Consider the following 21,760-nt stretch of genomic DNA (forward strand, 5'->3'; position numbering starts at 1 on the left):
GGGCAACCTCCCGGATCTGGGCGGCTGACCCCCGCGGGTGCGGGGAGGAGACTTCGTGACCTGCGGCGTTGTGGAGGCTTTGCGATTTCTTGACCATGCGGGTGGTGTGTCTGATGCCCAGTATCGAAGTGTCAAGGAGCGCTCACATGATGCCACGGGTGCCGGTGACAGGCGGCGGCCCCCGCAGAGTAGGGGGCCGACCTGATCGCCGGAGGCTCGCCGCTCTCGTGTCGGACCCGCGAGTGGCCAAAAGCTCCAACTTAAAGGGTGGTTGGGGCTGGATGGAGGTGCCTGAATCGTTACACGACCTACGCCGCACGCTCCTCGGGTCCCAGTGACTTCGGACGATGCGTCGAGGGGCCCGTCGGCCAGGCTCTCGCCTGCCCTTGAATCCGATGTGAGGGCCATCAGCATTGTCAGTGACGGCTGATAGACCCTCAGGTATGAACGAGAGCCAGCCCATTGGTGGATTCGAGCCGGTCGATCCCGACTCCCGCCTGTGGGGCAAGAGGGCCGGCCTGCCTGGTCCGTACCCCGTGATCTGCCACCTCCTGGACACCGCCGCGGTCGCAGGCGCGCTGTGGGACGCGGTCCCTAGCGAGCGCGTGCGGGCGCGGGTCGCTGGGGCCGTTGGCGTCAGCGAGTCCGAGGCCCGGGCGATGGTGATGCTGTGGGCTGGGCTCCACGACGTCGGGAAGATCTCGCTGCACTTCCAGCAGCAGGTCGCCGGGGAGTTCGCGAAGCTGGTGGGGGACCCGGCGTACGCGGAGGACAATCCGGCGGCGAGGCGTAGCGGAAACCTGAGGCACGAGACGGCCACGCACTGGGGGCTGGTGGAGTTCTTCAAGCAGTGCGGCTACCCGCTCCACAAGCCGGTCAGGAAGTCGCCGGCCCACCAGATCGCCCAGTTGCTCGGCGGGCACCACGGATGCTTCGCCCCCACGCTGCAGGTGAAGGAGATCAATAACCCGTCTGGCTACCAACCCGCTCTCGGCACCGCCGAGGGCTGGCGCGAGCAACGGCTCGCGCACGCCCACGCGGTCAGGCGGACGGTTGGGGCCGAGAAGCCGCTGGGGTCCGTGCTGCCCGGTGAGCTGGCGGTGGTCGTCGCCGGGCTGGTCGTGGTGGCCGACTGGCTGGTCAGCCAGGTCGACGTCATCGAGCCGCGGATGCCCGGGGAGGGCTGGAAGACCGGGGACTCGGAGCTCGCCGAGCACTTCGATGTGGCAGCCAAGGCCGCGCCGACGTGGGTGCGGGAGGCGGGCCTCGGGCGGGCGGCGTTTCCGGGGAAGGCGTTCTCCCAGCAGTTCCCGTTTCCCCCGAACATGCTGCAGGCCGACGTCGCGGAGCACCTTCCCGCAGTGGTGGAGGGGCCGGGGCTGCTGCTGGTCGCGGCCCCGACCGGGGACGGCAAGACCGAGACCGCCCTGCACGCGGCCTCCGTGATCGCGCGGGCCTCGGGTGCCTCCGGGCTCTATTTCGCGCTGCCGACGATGGCCACGGCGGACGCGATGTTCACCCGCGTCCGCCGGTTCGCGAAGAAGAACGTCGAGGGCGATCGCGCGCTGACGCTGCTGCACAGCATGGCCTGGCTGAGCCCGGACTACGCCCCCGGGCAAGGGGCGACGGACGGGTCGGCGGTCCTCGCGGACACCGAGGCCGGCCAGTGGCTGCGCACGGGGCGGCGGGGCCTGCTGGCGCCGCTCGCCAACGGCACCGTCGACCAGGCACTCACCGGGGTGCTGCCGGTCCGCTACGGCTTCCTGCGGCTGTTCGGCCTGTCGGACAAGGTGCTGGTAGTGGACGAGGCGCACGCCTACGGCCCGTGGATGCACAGCCTGCTGGTGCGGCTGCTGGAGTGGCTCGGCGCGTTCGGCGCCCCGGTCGTGCTGCTGTCGGCGACCCTGACCGGCAGGGCGGCCTCGTCGCTCGTCGACGCCTACCGGCGCGGTGCGGGGTTCCAGGAGCCCTCCGCGGTGGAGCCCTGCTACCCGGGGTGGCTGTTCGTGGACGCGGGCAGCGGGGAGGTGTCCACGCCGCGCCAGGTGGGCAGCAGCCGCACCAGGACCCTGTGTATCGAGACCCGCCGGGTGCACTGGGACGTCCGGGACGAGGAGGTCGCCGGGAAGCCCAGACGGCAGGGGCGCCGGGATGCCCTGCGTGAGATCCTCGAACCGGTGACCACCGAGGGCGGCTGCGTCCTCGTCTGCTGCACCACCGTGGACGAGGCCCAGCGCACCTACCGCTACCTGGCGTCGGTCCTGCCCGACCTCGCCGCGCGCGAGGGCGGCCTGCGGCTGCTGCACTCCCGCTATCCCGCCCACGAGCGCCGGCGTATCACCACCGAGTGCGAGGCCGCGTACGGGACGCCCGCGAGCGACACGGCGGCGGCCCCGCGCCAGGGATCGATCCTGGTGGCCACCCAGATCGTCGAACAGTCCCTCGACCTCGACTTCGACCTGATCGTCTCGGACCTCGCCCCGCTCGCGCAGCTCCTGCAGCGGGCCGGCCGTGCCAAGCGCCACGAGCGCGCCGACCGTCCCGCCTGGACCGGTCCGGTGGCCGAGCCGCGCATGGTCGTGCTGGAGCCGACCGACGGGAAGGGCCGCGTGGCCGCACCCCGCTCCTGGGGCACCGTCTACGACGCATCGCTGCTGCGCCGCACCAGCCTGCTGCTCGCCCGGCAGTCCGGCGGCGTCGTCGAGGTGCCGGGCGATGTCCAGCGGCTCGTGGACGAGGTCTACGCGGACGACTTCGGCGCCGACCTGGAGAAGGCCGCCTCGGCCGAGCTCCAGCGCATGGACGTCGAGCGCATCGCCTCGGAGGCCGCCGAGGAACAGCTGGCGGAGATCACCGTGATCCCGTCACCGGACGACGTGGTCGACGACCTCTCCAAGCTCAGCGAGCGCGGCTTCGCCGTCTCGGAGGATCTGCTGACCACCCGACTCGGGGCGGACAGCGGCCGCGTCGTATGCCTCTTCGAACGGGGGACCGGATGGAGCCTCGATCCCGACCACGACGTTCCGCTGCCCACGGGTGCGGCGAACCGGGACGAGATCGCGCTGATCATGCGGCACACCGTGCCGCTGCCCGGGCGGTGGACAGCCGGTCGCACGGAGGAGAACGCCGTACCGAAGGCGTGGGGTGACCGGCCCCTGCTCGCCGACCTGGCGCTGCTGCGCATGCGCCCTGACGGTGACCGGTGGACGGCCCGGCTGGGGGAGCGGCGACTCATGTACTCGAACGTGGGAATTTCCGAGAACTAGCGTCATAGGCACCGCACTTGACGCTACGTTGGCTATGCCGGTCCCCGAGCGGGATCGTCGTCCGTCAGGGACCGGCGTGACCCCCGCGCGCGCGGGGACAGGTCTGCCGACACGGCCGTTTCCTAGGCACCGCACGGCTCACCCCCGCTCGCTCGCGGGGACCGCGCAGAGCCTACCCATCCTGTGACCACCCGCACCCGCCTCGCCGGAGGCCGCATGTCATCCGCACCACCTGCCTACGACCTCCTCGACGAACCGTGGATCCCCGTCCGCTGGATCGCCGTCCAGGGGACGAACGATACGGCGGTCTCCGCCACCGTCCGCCCGCCCAGGGTCGGCCTGCGGGAACTCCTCCTGCGCGCCCACGAGATCGCGCAGATCGCGATCGCCGACCCACCGGCGCTCTCCGCCCTGTACCGCGTCCTGTACGCGATCACCGCCCGTGTGGCCGAGCTCGACGAGGCCGGTCCCGGCGACTGGTCCGCGCGCCGGGACGACCTGATCACCGAGGGGCGGTTCGGCGATGAGCGGGTCGACCGGTACCTGACGCCGGTGCGCGGCCGCTTCGACCTCTTCGACCCCGTGCGTCCGTTCCTGCAGGACCCCCGGCTCGCCGAGCAGTGCGACCCCGCGAACACCGCCGGTGTCGACAAGCTCATCACCACCCGCCCCTCGGGCAACAACCACTCCTGGTTCCAGCACGTCAACAGTGCCGCCCCCGAGCTGCCGACCTCGGACCAGGCCGTAATGCACCTGCTCGTCTGGCACTACTACGGCCCCTCCGGACGGTGCTCCAGCCGTACCGTCGGCGGCGTCAAGGCGGCGAGCAGCAAGGCCGGACCGCTGCGAAGCACGCTCTCCTACCACCCGGAGGGCGAGACCCTGTTCGAGACCCTCCTGGCCGGACTGCCCGAGCCCGGCAAGGGCGTCACCCGCGAAGGCGACCTGTGCCCGTGGGAGCGTGCGGAACTGCCCGACCCCGCAGCCGCTCCACCGCCGCTGAAAGGGCCGTGCTCCGCCCTCACGGCCCGCTCCCAGCACGCGCTGCTGCTGGTGCCCGACGCCACGGGCCGGTACGTGCGCGACGCGTTCATCACATGGGCGAACCAACTGAAGATCCCCCGTGAGGGCGACCCTTACCTGATCTGGCAGACCAGCAAAGAGGGCAACCTCTACCCCCGCCCCGCCGACTCCCAGCGTGCTCTGTGGCGCGACCTGGACGCCCTGCTGCTCGAGAACCCCGCAGGCAGCACCCGCCCACGGCGCCCCGAGGTGTTCCGTACCGCACTGGACGTCTCGGAAGACCTGAGGGTCCGCGCGCTGGGATTCGAACAGGACGGCCAGGCCAAGGACATCCAGTTCGTCGACGCGCTCACCCCGCCGGTACTCGGCCTCGCAGAGGGCAAGGAGCCCGCGGTCGCGGTCACGGTCGCCGTCGAGATCGGCCGTCTGCGCGTCCTGGGGGAGCGGTACGGCAACCGGCTCGACCGGGCCGTCAAGAAGGCGTGGGCGGCCTTCACCTCCGCTCCCAAGATCCGCGACTGCACCTGGGCCGTCGAAGCCGCGGCCCGCTACTGGCCCGCCGCCGAGGCCGAGTTCTGGAAGCGCCTGAACGAACGCGACTTCGACGGAGCGGCCGCGGCGTTCCGCGTCCTCGCCGAGCAGGCCTACGACACCGTCACCTACGGCGCGCTGGGCACCATGCGCGGGGCCAGGGCCTGCACCACCGCCCGCATCGAGCTGTACGGCGGGCCGGTGAAGCGCCCCGCCAAGACCGGCGCGGCCGGCGCTACCGGCCGCAGCGACACCAGTACGGAGGACGCATGAGCACGACCGGCACCATTCCGGGGCCCGCCACACCGCTGGACGACGCGGTCGGCACGCCGAAGGGGACCTCCCTCATCCCCTCGCTGGGGCGGGCGCGTGCCTTCACCGCCAGGATCGACAAGCGCAGTCACGAGGACCCCGGCGTCCGCGCGGCCCTGCGCCGCGGCGTCGGCAAGGACCTGGACGCGGTGCCCTTCATGCACCGCTACGTGGCGTCCTGGCTCACCGAGGAGCAGACGCGCAGCCGCGACGTCCAGCGCGCCTTCTACACCGTCGCCTCCCTGATCGCCGCGCAGCGCCGCGACCAGTACGCCGCCGCGAAGGCCGAGGCGTCGAAGGAGAGCGAGCCGAAGGGCGAGGACGCGGCGGACGCGGCCGGTCACCAGGCGGACCGTCCGGAGGACGAGGAGACCGCGACGGCCAGGCGGATCCCGTCGCGCAGCCTCGGCCACGCCTTCGCCGACGGTGTCATCAAGGGCGGCCAGACCGGCGGTCTGCGCGAGAGCTCGGCCGAGACCCGCCTGAACCTGCTGAGCCGGCAGAGCGTCGACGGACTGCACCGCCACCTGCCCGGCGCGGTCCGCCAGCTCCGCGGCTGCGACGTGGAGGTCGACTGGGCCCAGCTCCTCGTCGACCTCTGCCAGTGGCGGCGCCACTCCGGCACCGTCAAGCGGATCTGGCTCCAGGACTACCACCGGGCCCTGCAGAGGGACGGCGAGCGCCGGGCCCGCGAGCACGACGACCAGAACGACACGGCGGAAGCCGCCGACGCCGACACCACCGACGCCGACACCACGGACGCCAGCACCACCGACGCCGCCGCCCCCGGGGCCTGAGCACTCCGGCCACCGACGGACCGCCACCCGCACCCACTCCAAGGAGCAGAGCATGCCCGGCCCCGACCGCACCACCGCCCGCTTCCTCGACATCCACGTCGTCCAGAGCGTCCCCTTCGCCAACCTCAACCGCGACGACAACAACTCGGTCAAGACCGTCCGCTACGGCGACACCGAGCGCACCCGCGTCAGCAGCCAGTCCTGGAAGCGCGCCGTCCGCGAGTACTTCCAGGACAGCTTCGGCGAACGGGCCCTGCGCACCCGCCGCATCGGCGCCCGCGTCACCCGCCTCCTCGAGGAGCAGCACGGCTGGCCCGCCGAACTCGCCCAGCGCGCCGGGCAGCACGTCGCCGCGGGCAGCAGCATCAAGTTCGAGACCGCGAAGGACTCACCCGTCATCACCACCAACGCCATGGTGTACGTGCCCGAGACCGCCGTCGCCGAACTCGCCGCCCTGGCCGAGGAGCACCGCGCCGAGCTCGAGAGCGCCAAGGACATCAAGAAGGCCGGCGACAAGAGCGTCCTGCCCAGGGACGCCGTCGACGCCGTCCTGCGCGGCCGCAACGGCGTCATCAACCTCTTCGGCCGCATGCTCGCCGAGGTCGACGACGCCGGGGTCGACGGCGCGGTGCAGGTCGCCCACGCCCTGACCACCCACGGTACGGATATCGAATTGGATTACTTTTCGGCGGTCGACGACGTCACCTCCGCCTGGGGGGACACGACCGGCAGCGCCCACATGGGACACGCCGAGTTCAGCGCCGGCGTCTTCTACCGCTACGCCACCGTCGACCTCGCCGACCTGGAGGCCAACCTCGGCGGCGACCGCGAGGCCGCCCGCGAACTCGCCGCCGGGTTCGCCGAGGCGTTCATCCTCTCCCTCCCGCGCGCCAAGAAGACCGCCACCGCCCCGCACACCATCCCCGACCTCGTCCACATCGCCGTCCGCAGCGACCGCCCGCTCTCCTACGCCGCCGCCTTCGAACAGCCCGTCGCCTCCCACGAGAACGGCGGCTACGGCCCCGCCTCCCGCGCCGCCCTCGCCCGCTACGCCGTGGCCGCCAACAGGCTCCTCGGCAGGCGCGGCACCCTCGCCGCCGCCTGGGCCAGCCTGGAGGACAAGGACCTCGAGGGCCTCGGCACCCGCGTCGACTCCTTCCCCCAGCTCATCGACACCGCCATCGCCGAGGCCTTCACCACCGGCCGCACCGGGGCCGCCGCGTCCGTCACCGCCGGAGCCGGCGCATGAGCACCCCCGCCCCCACCCGAGGACTTCTGCTGCGCCTGGCCGCGCCACTGCAGTCCTGGGGCGAGACCGGCCAGTTCAACGAGCGCGACACCGCGCTCTTCCCGACCCGCTCCGGCGTCATCGGCCTGCTCGCCTCGGCCCTCGGCCGCAAACGGGGCGAGGACATCAACGACCTCGCCGCTCTCTCGCTGACCGTCCGCACCGACCGTCCGGGCGTCATCCTGCGCGACCTGCACACCGTCGGCGGCGGCCTGCCCGCACCCCGCACGGTCACCACCGCCGAGGGCAGGAAGCGAAGCGGCGCCACCGCGACCCTGCTCTCCCACCGCTACTACCTCGCCGACGCCGCCTTCACCGCCGTCGTCACCGCGCCCCCCGGCCGCCTCGACGAGTGGGCCCAGGCGCTGCGCGACCCGCACTGGCCCCCCTACCTGGGACGCCGATCCTGCCCGCCCGAAGGCCCCCTGCTGCTCGGCCTCGTCGACGAACCGCTGCACCACCTCGTCCACCTGCCGATCGCCCGACGGGCCCGCGCGGGCACCAGGACCGTCGACGTCGTCTTCCACGGCGACCAGCCGCTCGACCGCCTCGGCGACCACCCCCAGCCCGGGGACGACGACGGCAGCACACCCGCCGGCGAGGTCACCGACGACCCGATCGACTTCCACCCCCGGCGCCGGGCCTACCGCGCCCGCCCCCGCTACCAGCGCACCCTCACCCTGCCCGCCGACCGCTGCAAGGGCCTCGCCGCCGGCTACCTGACCGCCCTCGGCGACCACCTGGCCCGGCACACCACCCGCCCGGAAAGCATCCCCGCATGACCCTGTGGCTCACCCGCATCATCCCCGACCCGCGCAGCCGCGAGGCCCGCCGCGACACCGCCGGCGCCGTCGACCTGCACCACCGCATGATGTCGCTCTTCCCCGACCACGTAGCCACCGATGAACCGCGCCGCCGGCTCGGCGTGCTCTTCCGCACCGAATCCACGCCCGCCGGCGACCAGATCCTCCTCCAGAGCGCCCAACGGCCCGACCTCGACCGTCTTCCCACCGGCTACGGGCAGGCGGTGACCAAGACCCTCACCCCGCTCCTGGACGCCCTGCGGCCCGGCCTCCACATCCGCTACCGCATCGCCGCCAACCCCATCCGCAAGCCCGGCCGCGCCACCCGTGAGCTCTACCGGCTCAAAGCCGTCGTCCCCCTCCAGGGCACGGCCGCCGACGAATGGTGGGCCCGCCAGGCCCGGTCCTGCGGCCTCGACCTCGCCACCCTCCACTCCAGCCCCCTCGACGCCGCCACGGGCCACCGCCGCAGCGACCAGCGCCGCATCAAGCACGACCGCGTCCTGTTCGAAGGCACCGCCGCCATCACCGACGCCGACCTCCTGCGCACCCGCCTCACCGACGGCATCGGCAAGGGCAAGGCCTACGGCTGCGGCCTGCTCAGCATCGCCCCCCACCCGGGGCCCCAGTGACCGCCCACCGCCCCGACCCCGGCAGCGCCCGGCGCAGACTCGCCGCCCCCACCGTCGCCATGCTGCCCCGCATCGCCGACTCCCTCTCCTTCCTCTACCTCGACATCGTCCGCATCGTCCAGGACGACACCGGCGTCTGCGCCGAGGTCACCAGCCCCCACCGCGGCACCGAAACCGTCTACCTCCCCACCGCAGCCCTCAGCTGCGTCCTCCTCGGCCCCGGCACCTCCATCACCGCCCGCGCCCTGTCCACCCTCGCCCGCCACGGCACCACCGTCGTCATCGCCGGATCCGGCGGCGTCCGCTGCTACGCCGCCACCGTCCCCGAGTCCCTCAGCACCACCTGGCTCGAACGCCAGGCCCGGGCCTGGGCCGACGACACCACCCGCCTGGCCGTCGCCACCGCGATGTACGAACAGCGCTTCGGCCCCGGCACCGCACCGGCCGGCAGCGGCCTCACCCAACTCCGCGGACTCGAAGGCCAGAGGGTCAAGGCCCACTACCGCCTCCTCGCCCAGCAGCACCGCATCGGCCGCTTCCGCCGCAACTACGACCCCAACTCCTGGGACACGCAGGACCCCGTCAACCTCGCCCTCTCCTCCGCCAACACCTGCCTCTACGGCATCGTCCACGCGGCCGTCCTCGCCCTCGGCTGCTCACCCGCCCTCGGCTTCGTCCACAGCGGCAACCAGCAGGCCTTCGTCTACGACGTCGCCGACCTGTACAAGGCCGAACTGACCATCCCGCTCGCCTTCTCCCTCCACGCCTCCCCGCAGCCCGAAGCCGACGCCCGCCGCGGCTTCCGTGACGGCCTGCGCCTGTTCCGCCTGCTGCCGCGCATCGTCACCGACATCCAGCGCCTCCTCGCCCCGGACCAGGAGATCGCCCTCCCAGACCCGGAGGAGCAGCTCGTCGACCTGTGGGACCCGGTCTCCGGCCCCATCCCGGGCGGGGTCAACTACGCGGGGGAGGAACTGCTGTGAGGGCCCGCAGGCCGGCGTGCCCTCGCGGGGGCGGGAGGTACCCGTGGCAGCCATGACCGTCCTGTCCGCCACGGCGGTCCCCGACCACCTCCGCGGCGCCCTCACCCGCTGGCTCATCGAGGTCACGCCCCAGCTCTACGTCGGCACCGTCTCCGCCAAGGTGCGCGAGGAACTCTGGCAGGCCGTCAGCGCCTGCGTCGGCGACGGCGTGGCGGTGCTCATCCACACAGCGGCCAACGAGCAGGGCTTCGAACTGCGGACTGCCGGCGAGCAGCGCCGCCAGCCCGTGGACTTCGACGGGCTGACTCTGGTCGCGATGAGGGGTATCCAGTCCATGAACGGTCGCGCCATGGTCGAAACGTAGGGACGATGCTGTCCGAACGGATCGATCCGGCATCATCGCCGGTCTTCCTTGTGCCAAGGGTGCAGCCGAGCAGTGGCGGCTGCACCTGGTCAAGGCCTTCTGACTTACCGGCGGTGCTGTCGCAGGCCAATCAGACAGCACCGGGACAAGGATCCTCGAGCGACCCCCGACGCTCGTCCAAGTCGTCGCCAGCGCATCGCAGCTGAAGGAACACGGTCGAACGCTCTCGTGGCTTGACGACATGGACCGTTGAGAGCTTCTGCTTGCTCGCACGTATTGTCCAGCGCCTACTCCTGCTGTGGGGGCGGATTGCCAGGACCACCGAGCCGGACGTGATCAGGCCCGTGTCGACCCTTCAGCGCTTTACACGGCGGCTTCCGCAGCAGAGCCGCCGTTCACGTTCCGAGCCCTTCTGCGGCGGGCGCGTGCGGCCCGCTGGTCGGCGGATTCCTGTACGACCGCGGCCTTGAAATCGGCGCCCGGCGCGAGGCCGGCCCTGCTGCCTTGATTTGCGGTCCTGCAGGCGCCGGATGAGAGCTTCGAGCGCCTTGGCGATGAGAGCCGAGAGCAGGCTCGCCATGAACTTCTCCAGTGACCATGGAAGCGATACGTGGTTGTCGTGCACCTGTTTTCCTTTAAATGAGAAAAAAGATTATCGGAAAATTCCTGCGGGTCATCGTGGGCGTGAATTGGACCTGCAGTGGTTCGGTGGCGATCCTAGCGCAGGCGTGCCGTTCGCCGCTCACGGGAGGTCGAGTTATGCATCACCGTCTCTCCTCAAGGTCCCAGCCAGAGGCTTAGATTGGGCGCGTTGAGTGTGGGGTATTGAGGAACGCTCCAGTGAAGAGTGGCATTGGTGATATTGATACTTCTAAAGTACTTGTGGCCATTAAAGATTTTTTCTCTGGAATCGGCGCCTGGTACTCTCGGACTGGTGCGCCCCTGCTATTCCCCGGAGTCCGGGGGTCAGCCGCCTCTCGCCGGCACCTTGGAGAGTCGATGTGCACCCTCCCCGCACTCGCGGGGGTCTATCCAGATCTGACCGGCATTCACGCGGCCGTGACAGTTGCCAAGCGGATGTCGCGCATGTCGGTCGCCTTCGAGGACAGGTACATAACCTCCCGCCAGGGGAGGCGCCTGGCGCTGTGAGTTGGCTGAGGAGGGCGTTGCCGTCGTAGGCCTGCTGCGCCCCGTTGGTATGTGGGGAAGTACGCAGCCGGCTGACGCGGCAGCCGCTCTCGGGCCGACCCTGCGGGTGCGGGGGAGGACCTCTTGAACTCGGTGGTGCAGCTGCGACTGCATCTCCTGGGTGAGGTGGCTGCACCGGGCATACCCGATGCGGACGTCCGCGCCCGCGGTGTCCGTCTCGGGCGCGGCCGGCGGAGGGGCGCCGGGCCGCCAGGGCCGGCCGGGGCCGCGGTCGGCCGGGGTCGGCACCCGCAGCAGCTCGGAGAGCCGGGCGACCCTCTTGAACCGGCCGCTGTGGTAGATCCCGGCGACCGCACCCGAGCGCGAGCGGCAGCGAGCCGGGCTGGACGCCGCAGCGCGGGCAGTCGTGGCGCTCAACGTCGTCGGCGTCGCTCTCGGTGGTGTCCTGAGGGTCCGTCACGCCCGGGTCCTCTCACAAACCATTCCCGGAACGGCGGTACGGCACCACTTGAGTGAGAGCCGGTTCTGAGAGCCGATCGGGCGTCAAGGGATCCTCCGGCGACTGTCTCCGATCTTGCTCTGGGAAAGGATCGATTATGAGATGTGGAGGGGCAGCCGGATGCGTAGGCTCGGCGCGTGGCCGATGAGATACAGAAGATCGTGGCGGGGTTGCCGGAGCTGACGGACGTCACCGGCGTGTGGGCGGTGGCCGATCGCCGGGTCGCGCAGGGGGACGCGGCCTTTGCTGCTGATCTTGGCATCGCTCTCGCCACGACGTACGGTACCGCGGGGCAGATGTGGCAGTACCGAAGTGTCTTCGACCATCTGCTTCGGCTGTTGGCCACCACCTCTGGCCCCGAGAATGTCATCCAGGCGCTGCGGCTGGTCTCCTCGGCTGAGGTCACCAGCAGGAAGCTGGATCGCTACACGGCCTCGTTGCTGGCTTCCAGCCATGAGGCGGCGGACCTGGCTGCGGCGTTCACCGGCCGGGCTTCGGAGGAGCTTCGGGCCTGTCTGGTCCATGAGCTGGTTCTCAGGGGTGCGGTCGTCGGGGAGGTGCCGGGGATCGCGGGTTGGGCGACGTCGCCGCATTGGAGTCACCACCCGCTGGGCTGGCTGCCCCTGATGCCGTCCGGTATGGAGGAGGGAGCGGATCTGCCGAGCTACGGCATCCGCGGCAGTAGTCACGCGATGCCGTACGGGCCATCGGAGAGTCGCGAACTGGCGGTGGACGCCGACGCGCGTGTGCCGGCGGCGGAGGAGACGACCACCCCGGCCACCGCCGCCGCGATGGGCACGGCTGTGGCGAACTGGGCCGAGGAGTCCAACGGGCGCATCGAGGCGCGCGCGTTCGAGCTCGCCGAACCGCTGGACGCCGAGTCCGTCCCGGCCGTGCTCCTGGCACTGGGGCTGGAGTGTCTGCGCGGGGCGGGGAAGAAGAAGACCCCTCTGTCAGTCGCTGTCCGTCCGCCGGCCCAGGCATGGCGGATGCTCTTCGCCGCGGCGTCGACGGGAGGGGCGTACAACTCGGGCTCCTACGGCGCCTACGGCCGTCTGGCGGCCTGGAGGTCGCTGGCCGCGCTGGCCGGAAGCCCGGCAGGAACCAGCGCTGCCGAGGTCGAGGCGCACGCGCTGGACTGCGTCTGGCACGGTCTCGGCGCCGACACCGAATGGTTCGAACAGGTGGCCTGGGACATCGGCCTGGCCGTGCTCTCCCCGGGCCGACGGCGCCTGGCCGTGCTCGCTGCGACCGACACTGACTGAGTCGGCAGCTGTTCGTGCGTCGAGAAGCCGGGCCACGTGAACTGCGCGAACCCTGCCGGGTTCAATGGGTCTCCAGCGGGTCAGCCTGGCCGAGCAGCTCGGCGAGCGGGGCGCCGGAGCGAGCAGCGACGATGCGGCGAGCACGCAGCTGGGCACGGGTACGGGGGCGGAACTTCGGGTCCCGTCCGCAACCGCATGGCCCGAAGCCCTCGTAGCGCAGCCCGGCGTTCAGGACCACGGCGACGACCGACCATGCCTCCCGATTGCTGCGTCGGGGTGCCGCGAAGTCGTGGCCGGCCGACAGCAGCGGCCCGGTGCAGCGCGGGCAAGTGTGTCCGGCTTCGCTGGGATGGCGTTTGAAGCTGATCCGGCACGACACGCACGCGTAGGGCAGCTCGTAGTGGACGAAAGCGTGGGTGCACACGGACTGACCGGTCCAGTCCTCGACCACCTGCAGGCCCTCGCCGATCTCCTGGCGTATTTCGGCGCCGGCCAGGTAGTCGCAGATTCTGGGGAATCTGGCTTGTCAGGTTTGCGGTCGCCGTCCGTGGGGTTTGGCCGGCTCCCAGGCACCCCAGCAACGAGGAACGCCACGTGCCACCTGCGCCGTCCTCCGGTACTCATGAGGTTCTGGTCGTGGATCGGAGTGTCCCGAGCGCGGCCATGCGGCGTATGACGGGGATGGGGATGACGGGGTTGTGGGCAGCGTGCTCGGCGCTGTGGGCATCGAGCAGCAGCGTCACCAGCGCATCCGGCGGTAGGGAGGGGTTGAGCCATGCTCGCCGGCGCACGCTCTGGTCGGTGTCGGCCGCCAGTCGTCGGAGCGATTCCGGCGAGAGGCGTCGGTCCTGGCCGGTGGCTCTGCGCACGATCGGATCGGGGTCGTGGCTGAGCTGCTCGACGAGTGAGCTCGTTGAGGCCGGGTCGTCGAGGGCGAGGGCCCGCAGGCGCGGGTTCGGGTCTGTCGCGTAGCGCAGCAGGCCGTCGCGGGGGAAGTTGGGGTGACTGTGCGGCCGGCCGGGGAAGGACAGGCTCCCTTCCCACCATGCGGCCACCTCCAGGAGCATCTCCGGTGGAGCGTCGTCGCATGACTCGGCGAGAAAGAGCCGCACGACGCGATCCTGGTCGCGGGCGAGCGCGGCCACCACGTCTGTGGGCAGGTGTGGCGCTCTTGCGACGCTGCGGCGGATCAGCAGTTTCGGCGAGGCCGCGAGCTGACGCATGGCTTCGGCGTTCCCGTGCAGGGCGCCGATCCACCACAGCGCGGTCGTCTGGCCGTCCGGGTCGATGTCCGGCACTTCGGCGGCCATCGCCGTGATCTCCTCCGGTGTCCTGGGCGGCGTGGCGTCGGGGTGCGGAGCACGGCCGACGCCACGGCCGCCGCGGGAGAGTCGCCTGGCGGCCAGCTGCTCTCCCGCAAGCTCCGCGAAGAGCGCGCGCAGCCCCGGATTCGGCGTGGCGGCGACGAGCCGGTCCCACTGTCTGGCCGAGAGGCGGCCGGACTCCGCGGCAATGACGCGCACGCGCCTGGCATCGTGGACGACCGCGGCATCCAAGATCTCTGGCGGAAGGTCCTCCCGCCAGAGGAACCCAGCCTCGTCGGCATCCAGGAGGGTAAGGAGCACGTCGACAGGCGCCGAGCGGTTGAAACCGAGCCCGGAGAGCCAGGAGAGGGCTACTCGCCGATCGAGGTCGGTAGCTGCAGTCAGCCTGGTCCAGGCCCCGTCAGACACGTCGGCAGCAGGTATACCGGTCATTGGCCAAAGGCTAGAGCACTGGACCATCAGCCGACCCGAGGGCGCTGCCGACCAGATCACCAGACATGCAGTGGCGGGAACGGACCGCGCCGCGCTGGCGCGGCGCGGATGACAGGACTCGCGTCCGGATCGCTGCCGGCTCAGGTGTGTCGCTGGCGGACATCGACGATCGGCAGCAGCGCTGCAGTGGCGGGGATGCCGATCCGACGGGGCGCCGGTCCCGCCGGGGTGGGTACGTCGGTCAGTCGCACCAGGGGTTGGCCGAGCGCGGCCTGGCCGTCGTCGACCGCGGCCTGCTCGTCATCGGTGAGCTGGACGCTGGCCAGCATCCGCTGGAGGTTGTCCTTGGCGCTCCCAGTCCTGACGCACGCTCGATCCCTTCTCAGCCGCACCGAACGCGACCAAGGTGACGCGCGCACATCAGGGCGCGGGTGAAAACGCTTGAACCCGGGACAGCCAACCCCCGATCGGCTACAGAGAGCTACCTGTCAGGCAGCGGCAGCTGCTATCGAGCACACGGTCGGCCAGGGCCGCCACGCGAGGCCTGGGGGCACGCCACCGCCGCCTCCGCGAGTACACGAGACGGCGGGCAGTGAACCATATGGTGCGGTGCCGTTCCCGCGAGCGTGTGGTCTGCGCCCACCAGATCCGGTAGGAGGGGCGACGAGCACACGAAGGGGGTGGATCGGTGCGGCCTGCAGGGCCACCGGATGCCGCGCCCGGTCCTCGGACGTCGACCGTAGCTCGTCGATGCCGGAAGGAGCAGGACCCGGCTACCGGAAGGAAGCGTCCACGGGGGACACTGGTACCGGTCCCGCCCGCACCAGACGCCTGGAGGACACGGTGAGCGCAGCGCCCCTGCACGGCCATCACGACGGCCGGCAGCCCATCCCTCGTACCCAGGACGCCGTCGCCAACGCCCTGCCGCCCGCGCAGCGGATGGAGTTCTACCGGGAGATGGGCGAGGCCGACGTCGACACGATCGGGGGTGTGCTGAAGCGGTGGTGGCTGCGCGCCGAGCTCTACCGCGATCCCGAGGGCGACCGGATCCACGACGACATCCAGGCCGGCACTGCCCCCGGTACCCCCGCATCCGCGGTCCTGCGCCGGCTCGGGGCCCAGTGACGGACTTCAGCGACTCTCCGGACGACGAGTACGACCCGCTCACCCTCTCCCCGGCCGTCGAAGAGTTCCTCGGCGACCCGGGCACGCCGGCCGACGTGTTCTCCGCCCTGGTGGCGTTCCTCGTCGACCTGCGCGAGAACCCCTTCCCGCACCTGAGCATGCCGGTGCCGGGCCGCCCGGGATGCACTCGGCGCCGCTGCGCCGGGATCTGGGGCTGGTGGAGTACGCGGTGAACGAGGCCTCCGAACCGCCCCGGATCTACGTTTCGCGGGTCCTGCGAGCGGACTGAGCGGCAGGCCCGCCTTCCTGGAAATGGGGATGCGCCTCTTGGTCGGCCCGCGAGGCGAGGGCGGAACGGATCGTTACCGGGCTGTCGCGGGGTGTGGCGGTCTGGTCCGCCGCCCCGCCGCCGGCCGACGATCCCCGCCAGCGCCGGCCGGTCCGTTACCGGGATTGGGCAGCCTTCCGTGTTGACGCCGTTGGCCCGGCTACCCCCGTGGGTGAGGGGAGGACACCTACGACCTCGACGGCATCAGCGGCGACTGCGGCTGACCTCCGCGGGTGGCGGGGAGGGCCAGCAGGCCGTCTGTGGGGTCCAGCCAAGGTGAGTCCAAAAGCCGCCACGGGATGATCTTGAAGCTCTGAGTCGCACTCCGCGTCTACCCCTGGGGGCTTGGCCCTGTCCTGGGTTCCACTGCTCTGATCCTGGCCCGGCGCGGACGACGCGACGATCCCGTAGGTGTGCACGGCGTTCCTGGCAGGGGCTGGGCATCGGGTGGGGTGGGGATGACTTCGATCGGGCGGACCGCGTATCCGCGGTTCAAGCGGCTTTGATCACCTCGCGTGAGCTGCACGTGTTCTTCACCCCGTCCGAGGAGGAACGGGCCTGGGCGGAGGAGACCGCTGATTTTGTCGGGTCATATGGGGGTCTGGCCCAGGTTCTGTGATCGGTGACACTGGGTGACGGATCCTGGGTGGTGGCGGGGTCTGGAGATCGTCCGGAACTGGTCGGCCGAGTCGCCTGGGCGGCTGACAGTCGGCGGCTGTGTCGCAATCGTGGTCGTGGCTCGGTGAGTTGTTGTTCCCGTCGCTGCCCCAGGTGGCGGTCGTCGGTGTAGAAGTGTCCGGTGCGGTGGTGCGGGTCGCTGCCCGCGTGGCTGTTCCGGGTGCGCCGCTTCGCCTGCCAGGCCCTGGTGTGTCGGCGGCGGACGTTCGTCGAACAGGTCGACGGGCTGACACGTCGCCACGGGCAGGTCACCGAGCGGCAGCGTTCGTCGGTCACCGGACTGGGTCTGGCGCTTGCTGGGCGGGCCGGAGCGCGGATGGCCGCGCTGCTGGGCATCCGGGCGAGCCGGAACACGCTGCTGCGGCGGGTGATGGACCTGCCCGACCCGGCCGTCGAGGCCCCGGTGGCGGTCGGGGTCGACGACTTCGCACTGCGCAAGGGCCAGACCTACGGGACGGTGATCACGAACGCGGTCACCCACAAGGTCCTGGACCTGCTGCCCGAGCGCGACGCGGCGACGCTCGCCCCGTGGCTGGCCGGGCACCAGCGGATCGAGGTGATCGCACGTGACCGTGCCAGCGCCTACGCGGAGGCGGCTGACCGTGCGGCACCGCAGGCCCGGCAAGTGGCAGACCGCTATCACCTGTGGGCGAACCTGGTCCGCGCCGTGGAGCGCGTCGTCACCGATCACCGCGCCTGCCTGCGCGTTCCCGAGTCCGAGCCGGAGCCCGAACCCCGGTGGGAGAACCCGTTACCCGCCGAGGCCGGCAACGCCGATGATGCCCAGCCGGTGAACCCGGCCGGGCGCGTCGCCGAACGGCGGCGCGCCAACCACACCCTCGCCCACGGGCTCCTGAACAGCGGCATGAGCCAGCGCGCCGTCGCGAAGCACCTGGGCTGGAGCCGCAACACCGTGCGCCGCTACGCGGAGGCCGGGAAGTGGCAGGACATGATGAAGGGCCCGCAGGCCCCGCGCACCGTCAAGCTCGACCCCTACAAGCCGTACCTGCTGCGGCGCTGGGAGGAGACGAGCGGCAATATCAGCGGCATGGCGTTGCTCGGTGAGATCACCGCCCGGGGTTACCGCGGTGGATACACCCAGCTCGCCACATGGAAGCAGCGCGAACTGCTTCCGGATGGCCCGCCGCCACCGCGCCCGCCCACGGTCCGCGAGGCCGCGGACTGGCTCACCCGCCACCCCGACGGCCTCACCGCCGACGATGCCATCCGGCGTAAGGCCCTCCTGGTCCACTGCCCCGACCTGGACACCACCGCTGACCTGGTCACCGCGTTCGCCGAGATGCTCACCCTCCTCGACGGGGACCGTCTGCCCGAGTGGATCAGCGAGGCCAAAGTTGCCGGCCTTCCCGGGATCAGCACCTTCGCCAACGGCCTGAACAGCGACTACGCCGCCGTCCATGCCGGACTGACCACGCAGTGGAACTCCGGCCACGTCGAGGGTGCCGTGAACAGGATCAAGATGCTGAAACGACAAATGTTCGGACGCGCCGGCTTCCCTCTCCTACGCAAGCGAGTGCTTCTCGCCTGACCGGCCGTAGCGGAGGGCCAGGGCCACCGGTCGGTCGTCCTTAGGTTCTGTCCGTCCGATCTTGGGTTGTGGGAGGATGTCGTCCATGATTTGCATCCGAAGGGGCCGTGCCTCGTAGAACACCAGCTTCGCTTCGGTCGCGGGAACGCGGCTGGGGAGGACCTTGGGTGCGGTATCGCGATGTCCCAGGTCTGTCGGGAGCGGCGAATGCCGCCGTCCGTGTGCTCGAACGGGAGCGGTTGTCTCCGGGCATCGTGGCGGTGGCGCTGAGCGTGTGGTCTGTGCGCGTCCACGGCACCAAGCGCCGATGGAGGCGGTGGGAGGCTGAGTTCACCTGCCCCTGCTGTGGTGAGGGCTGGGCCCGGGACAAACTGCAAGACGTTCTGTTCATGCTTCCGCCAAGGGCCGCCGGAGAACTCCGGGTGCAGGTGGAGCGCCTGGACGTGGTGTTACTCGGGCGAACGCATCACGAGCCGATGGCAGACCCGGAGTTGGCGTGGTGGCATCGCAGATCCTGACTGTACCCATGTCGCCGACCGATTCGTTGGCTCTTGCACGACGGGTCGGGGAGTTCAGTGGCGCCGAGGCAATCGGAGGGCCGGTCGCCGATCACCCGCCGAGGCTACGGGGACCTCTCCGACACCGAGCCCTATGTGTCCCACTCGGCCCGATGTTCAGCATGCCGAGACCGGAACCTCTTGTTGTCCTGCGGTAGCTGTCAGCCCCGGCGCCTACGGACCGTCACTGGTCACACAACCTGGGCCAGAACCTCATATGGGAGCCACTGCTCCGGTGTGAATGAGAGCCGGGTCTAGGCCGTTCGTGGCGATGGTGTACTCCACCGTGGCGGGTGTTCTTCGGTGAGTGCGGGAGCCACTGATTCCCAATGAGGTTGTCAAGTAGCGGTGGTGACGCACTGTGGTTGGATCACGTCGCTGCGGTGCTTGCGCGGACAGCAGCGGTCTCGAAGGGCCTGTGGTCGCGCAGGAGGGCTCAGAGCCCGTTCAGGCGACGCCTGGCGAGGGCCAGGACGGCCTGCTTGTGGGACTTTCCCTCCGCGCGTTTGCGCTGGTAGTACCGCTTCGATTCGGGACAGTACACGGTGGCGACCTGGGCGGAGAGATAGAACATCCGCAGCAGTCGCCTGTTGTAGCGCCGAGGTCGGCGGAGGTTGCCGCTGACCTTGCCCGAGGCGCGGGGAACCGGGGCCAAACCGGCAACGCCGGCGAGCCGGCTAGCCGTCCACGGCTCCCAGCGCAAGTACACCCTGGTCGCCCTGCGGTCGCTGTTCACCCGGGCCAAGAAAAGCGGCACGATCTTCAAGAACCCGACCAGCCGCATGCGGGTCGGCCAGCAGGCGAACGGCGTCATCCAGCCCCTGGGACCCGAGGACGTCCAGTCCTCGGTTGCCTCGGTTACCCGCCTGGCGGACCGGCTGATCCTCGCCCTCGCGGCCGTCCACGCCGCCCGACCCGGTGCGATCCGCCACATCCAGCTCGACGACCTCGACATCGGCAACCGCCGGCTCGTCATCAACAGCCGCGTCCGCCCCCTGGACGAGCTCACCCTGCAGACGGCCCTGGCCTGGCTGGAGCACCGGTGACGGTGCTGGCCCGACACCGCCAACCCACACCTGCTGATCAACAGGCAGACCGCACTGGAGACCGGCCCCATCAGCGGCGTCTCGGTCTCCGCCGCGCTTCGCTGCCAGACCGCCACCCTCGAACGGCTCCGCGTTGACCGCCAGCTCGAAGAAGCCCTCGTTCACGGCCCCGACCCGCTCCACCTCGCTGAGGTCTTCGGCCTGGCCGAGAAGACCGCGATTCGCTACCCGGACTCGGCCAGGCGCCTCCTGGAATCCAGTGCCGAGTCGTTGAACGCTGTGACAGCATCGGTGGATGATCAACGCTGAGGACCTGGTCGACAGACGCCTGTTGAAAGTGACGACGTCCTGGCACCACTACCAGGAGACCGAGCCCTCCCTCCTCCACATGTGGTTGCACATGGACGGGCTCGGCCCCGTTCGGTTTCACACTCCGGGCGACGGGTTGTCCCTGGAGATCGATCAGCCTCACGGCCCCTACGACATGGACGAGTACGGCCACACCACGGTCGAGGACGACCTGCCCGACTTCCCCATGACCCGGTTCATCGGGCAGCGGATTCTCTCCGTTCGGAAGATCCGCTACCAGCGCGGCGACTACGACATCGCCGTCGGCATCACCGTCCAGTTTCCCGACGGCACGATCCGTATCCTCAACCTCGCAGACGAGATCGTCCTGGCCCATGGCCAGCACCTGGGTCCTGTTGAGAAGCATCTCCACGAGGTGACGACGCCCACGAGCCAGGACGTCTCGCCGTGAGTCGGCACGAACTCACGGGTCGATCCCGGCAGAGCACACCACCATTCGACCCGCGGGTTCCCACTGAAGAGCCTTCGGTTTCCCTGAACCCACGGAGCTCCTGGGGTCCAGCCAAGGTGAGCCAAAAAGCCGCCATGGGATGATCTTGGTGAGTCGGCAGTGCGGTCCCGGGGAGGAGTCTTCGGCAGGGTCGGGCTCGTCGTCCCGGCCGTCGTGATCGGCCCAGGTTCCGAAGGGTCCGGGTAGGCCGGGCTCGTCGGCGCCGGGCTGGAGGGCGCCGCTCTCGGTCCGGTGTTCGCCGGGGGTCACCGGTTGCCCGCTTCGAGTTGGGCGGGGATGCGGCTGACACGGAGTTCTTGCAGGTCGGGGATGTGGTTGTAGAGGGTGCCGGGGCTGACGCCGAGGAGCTTGGCGATCGAGGTGATCGGGTGCTCGGGGTTGGGGAGCATGTCGTGGGCGGCCCGGATGATGTCCGCGTTGACGACAGTCGGCCGGCCGCCGACCTTGCCGCGGGCTCGGGCGGCGGCGAGGCCATCGCGGGTGCCAGAGACGATCAGCTCGCGGATGAACTCCGCGAGGGGCGGCGAAGACGTGGAACACCAGGCGGTCGCCAGGGATGGTGGTGTCGAGCCGTTCCTGCAGAGAGGTGAGGCCGATCTCGCGCTTGCGCAGTTCGCCGACCTTGGAGATCAGGTCCTGGAGGGAACGGCCGTACCGGTCGAGGGCGGGGACCACCAGGGTGTCGCCGGCGGCGAGGAACGCGTGGCACTCCTTCAGTTCGGCCGGGCGTCGTTCTTCCCCGACTTCTTGTCCGCGAAGATCCGGCGACAGCCGACCGCGTTGAGGGCGTCGAGCTGGCGGTCGAGCGTCTGTCTACCAGTGGACACCCGTGCGTATTTGATGCGGATCTCGGTACGGACGGCGGGCTCGGCGACCAGGAGTTCGAACTGGGCGTCTTCAAATGGCTTGCTCACATCCGGAATTCCTGCCAGGAGTCTTTGAAGGTCCTGGGGTGCTTCCGGCGGTCCGCCCGGCGATTTTCAGAAGA

At 70.5% G+C, this 21,760-nt stretch carries 18 protein-coding genes, 2 pseudogenes and 1 CRISPR repeat array (1 of these 21 only partly in view); of the genes and pseudogenes, 14 read left to right on the top strand and 6 right to left on the bottom strand.

The window, feature by feature from the left end:
- Positions 1-50: direct repeats of the CRISPR family, unit length 29 nt; unit sequence CGGCTGACCCCCGCGGGTGCGGGGAGGAG (it extends 3,580 nt beyond the left edge of the window).
- Between the two features lie 393 nt (positions 51-443).
- From cas3 to ACFYUY_RS34680, 9 genes are all read left to right on the top strand, one after another.
- Entirely contained in the window at positions 444-3,266 is a 2,823-nt protein-coding gene (cas3, locus tag ACFYUY_RS34640; RefSeq protein WP_387906659.1) for a CRISPR-associated helicase Cas3', read from the top strand.
- A gap of 216 nt (positions 3,267-3,482) precedes the next feature.
- Positions 3,483-5,093 (top strand): type I-E CRISPR-associated protein Cse1/CasA, encoded by a 1,611-nt coding sequence (casA, locus tag ACFYUY_RS34645; RefSeq protein ID WP_387906661.1) that lies wholly within the window; start codon positions 3,483-3,485, stop codon positions 5,091-5,093.
- Positions 5,090-5,929, top strand: a complete 840-nt coding sequence (casB, locus tag ACFYUY_RS34650; RefSeq protein WP_387906664.1) for a type I-E CRISPR-associated protein Cse2/CasB — start codon at positions 5,090-5,092, stop codon at positions 5,927-5,929. Before casA ends, casB begins: the two co-directional genes overlap by 4 nt.
- A gap of 52 nt (positions 5,930-5,981) precedes the next feature.
- Complete coding sequence (gene cas7e / locus ACFYUY_RS34655) at positions 5,982-7,178, top strand: type I-E CRISPR-associated protein Cas7/Cse4/CasC (RefSeq protein ID WP_387906666.1); 1,197 nt, start codon at positions 5,982-5,984, stop codon at positions 7,176-7,178.
- A complete protein-coding gene (cas5e, locus tag ACFYUY_RS34660; RefSeq protein ID WP_387906669.1) occupies positions 7,175-7,999 on the top strand; it encodes a type I-E CRISPR-associated protein Cas5/CasD in 825 nt (274 codons plus the stop codon). The genes cas7e and cas5e overlap by 4 nt, the downstream gene beginning before the upstream one ends.
- Complete coding sequence (cas6e, locus tag ACFYUY_RS34665) at positions 7,996-8,652, top strand: type I-E CRISPR-associated protein Cas6/Cse3/CasE (protein WP_387906671.1); 657 nt, start codon at positions 7,996-7,998, stop codon at positions 8,650-8,652. Before cas5e ends, cas6e begins: the two co-directional genes overlap by 4 nt.
- Before the next feature lie 59 nt (positions 8,653-8,711).
- Positions 8,712-9,635, top strand: coding sequence for a type I-E CRISPR-associated endonuclease Cas1e (cas1e, locus tag ACFYUY_RS34670; protein ID WP_387906825.1), 924 nt, complete (start codon positions 8,712-8,714; stop codon positions 9,633-9,635).
- A 43-nt stretch (positions 9,636-9,678) separates the two neighbouring features.
- Positions 9,679-9,999 (top strand): type I-E CRISPR-associated endoribonuclease Cas2e, encoded by a 321-nt coding sequence (gene cas2e, locus ACFYUY_RS34675; protein ID WP_387906673.1) that lies wholly within the window; start codon positions 9,679-9,681, stop codon positions 9,997-9,999.
- A gap of 1,785 nt (positions 10,000-11,784) precedes the next feature.
- Positions 11,785-12,912 (top strand): DUF6183 family protein, encoded by a 1,128-nt coding sequence (locus ACFYUY_RS34680; RefSeq protein WP_387906676.1) that lies wholly within the window; start codon positions 11,785-11,787, stop codon positions 12,910-12,912.
- 61 nt (positions 12,913-12,973) lie between these two features.
- Here the strand turns inward: ACFYUY_RS34680 and ACFYUY_RS34685 are convergent, their stop codons facing one another.
- From ACFYUY_RS34685 to ACFYUY_RS34695, 3 genes are all read right to left on the bottom strand, one after another.
- Entirely contained in the window at positions 12,974-13,363 is a 390-nt protein-coding gene (locus ACFYUY_RS34685; protein ID WP_387906678.1) for a hypothetical protein, read from the bottom strand.
- A gap of 169 nt (positions 13,364-13,532) precedes the next feature.
- The gene (locus tag ACFYUY_RS34690; RefSeq protein ID WP_387906680.1) at positions 13,533-14,669 is read right to left on the bottom strand and encodes a hypothetical protein; all 1,137 of its coding nucleotides are present in this window, start codon (positions 14,667-14,669) and stop codon (positions 13,533-13,535) included.
- Between the two features lie 140 nt (positions 14,670-14,809).
- Complete coding sequence (locus tag ACFYUY_RS34695; protein ID WP_387906682.1) at positions 14,810-14,998, bottom strand: hypothetical protein; 189 nt, start codon at positions 14,996-14,998, stop codon at positions 14,810-14,812.
- A 514-nt stretch (positions 14,999-15,512) separates the two neighbouring features.
- Here ACFYUY_RS34695 and ACFYUY_RS34700 point away from each other — a divergent pair.
- The 3 genes from ACFYUY_RS34700 to ACFYUY_RS34710 all read left to right on the top strand — a co-directional run bounded on the left by ACFYUY_RS34700 (position 15,513) and on the right by ACFYUY_RS34710 (position 18,349).
- On the top strand, positions 15,513-15,794 hold the full coding sequence (locus ACFYUY_RS34700; protein WP_387906684.1) for a hypothetical protein: 282 nt from the start codon (positions 15,513-15,515) through the stop codon (positions 15,792-15,794).
- On the top strand, positions 15,791-16,027 hold the full coding sequence (locus ACFYUY_RS34705) for a hypothetical protein (protein ID WP_387906686.1): 237 nt from the start codon (positions 15,791-15,793) through the stop codon (positions 16,025-16,027). The genes ACFYUY_RS34700 and ACFYUY_RS34705 overlap by 4 nt, the downstream gene beginning before the upstream one ends.
- 894 nt (positions 16,028-16,921) lie before the next feature.
- Complete coding sequence (locus tag ACFYUY_RS34710) at positions 16,922-18,349, top strand: ISL3 family transposase (RefSeq protein WP_387906689.1); 1,428 nt, start codon at positions 16,922-16,924, stop codon at positions 18,347-18,349.
- 993 nt (positions 18,350-19,342) lie between these two features.
- Here ACFYUY_RS34710 and ACFYUY_RS34715 read toward each other — a convergent pair.
- Positions 19,343-19,591, bottom strand: a pseudogene (locus ACFYUY_RS34715) (transposase); the annotation flags it as partial.
- On the opposite strand from ACFYUY_RS34715, the gene ACFYUY_RS34720 reads away from it, so the two are divergent.
- Positions 19,521-19,952, top strand: coding sequence for a hypothetical protein (locus ACFYUY_RS34720; RefSeq protein WP_387906840.1), 432 nt, complete (start codon positions 19,521-19,523; stop codon positions 19,950-19,952). The pseudogene ACFYUY_RS34715 and the gene ACFYUY_RS34720 overlap by 71 nt on opposite strands.
- Positions 19,953-20,247: 295 nt before the next feature.
- Positions 20,248-20,712: a hypothetical protein gene (locus ACFYUY_RS34725; protein ID WP_387906691.1), complete on the top strand. Its 465-nt coding sequence runs from the start codon at positions 20,248-20,250 to the stop codon at positions 20,710-20,712.
- Between the two features lie 305 nt (positions 20,713-21,017).
- On the opposite strand, the gene ACFYUY_RS34730 is transcribed toward ACFYUY_RS34725, so the two are convergent.
- Complete coding sequence (locus ACFYUY_RS34730; RefSeq protein ID WP_387906843.1) at positions 21,018-21,161, bottom strand: hypothetical protein; 144 nt, start codon at positions 21,159-21,161, stop codon at positions 21,018-21,020.
- 190 nt (positions 21,162-21,351) lie between these two features.
- Positions 21,352-21,686, bottom strand: a pseudogene (locus ACFYUY_RS34735) (recombinase family protein); the annotation flags it as partial.
- Positions 21,687-21,760 lie beyond the last annotated feature (74 nt).

This window comes from Kitasatospora sp. NPDC004745 (assembly GCF_042873275.1).
Lineage (GTDB): Bacteria > Actinomycetota > Actinomycetes > Streptomycetales > Streptomycetaceae > Kitasatospora.

Excerpts from the sequence above, each read along its gene's own strand:
- cas5e (WP_387906669.1), top strand. The coding sequence starts at position 7,175 with ATGAGCACCCCCGCCCCCACCCGAGGACTTCTGCTGCGCCTGGCCGCG.
- casA (WP_387906661.1), top strand. The coding sequence starts at position 3,483 with ATGTCATCCGCACCACCTGCCTACGACCTCCTCGACGAACCGTGGATC.
- cas6e (WP_387906671.1), top strand. The coding sequence starts at position 7,996 with ATGACCCTGTGGCTCACCCGCATCATCCCCGACCCGCGCAGCCGCGAG.
- casB (WP_387906664.1), top strand. The coding sequence starts at position 5,090 with ATGAGCACGACCGGCACCATTCCGGGGCCCGCCACACCGCTGGACGAC.
- ACFYUY_RS34730 (WP_387906843.1), bottom strand. The coding sequence starts at position 21,161 with ATGCTCCCCAACCCCGAGCACCCGATCACCTCGATCGCCAAGCTCCTC.
- ACFYUY_RS34690 (WP_387906680.1), bottom strand. The coding sequence starts at position 14,669 with ATGACCGGTATACCTGCTGCCGACGTGTCTGACGGGGCCTGGACCAGG.
- cas3 (WP_387906659.1), top strand. The coding sequence starts at position 444 with ATGAACGAGAGCCAGCCCATTGGTGGATTCGAGCCGGTCGATCCCGAC.
- ACFYUY_RS34695 (WP_387906682.1), bottom strand. The coding sequence starts at position 14,998 with ATGCTGGCCAGCGTCCAGCTCACCGATGACGAGCAGGCCGCGGTCGAC.
- ACFYUY_RS34725 (WP_387906691.1), top strand. The coding sequence starts at position 20,248 with ATGATCAACGCTGAGGACCTGGTCGACAGACGCCTGTTGAAAGTGACG.
- cas1e (WP_387906825.1), top strand. The coding sequence starts at position 8,712 with ATGCTGCCCCGCATCGCCGACTCCCTCTCCTTCCTCTACCTCGACATC.
- cas7e (WP_387906666.1), top strand. The coding sequence starts at position 5,982 with ATGCCCGGCCCCGACCGCACCACCGCCCGCTTCCTCGACATCCACGTC.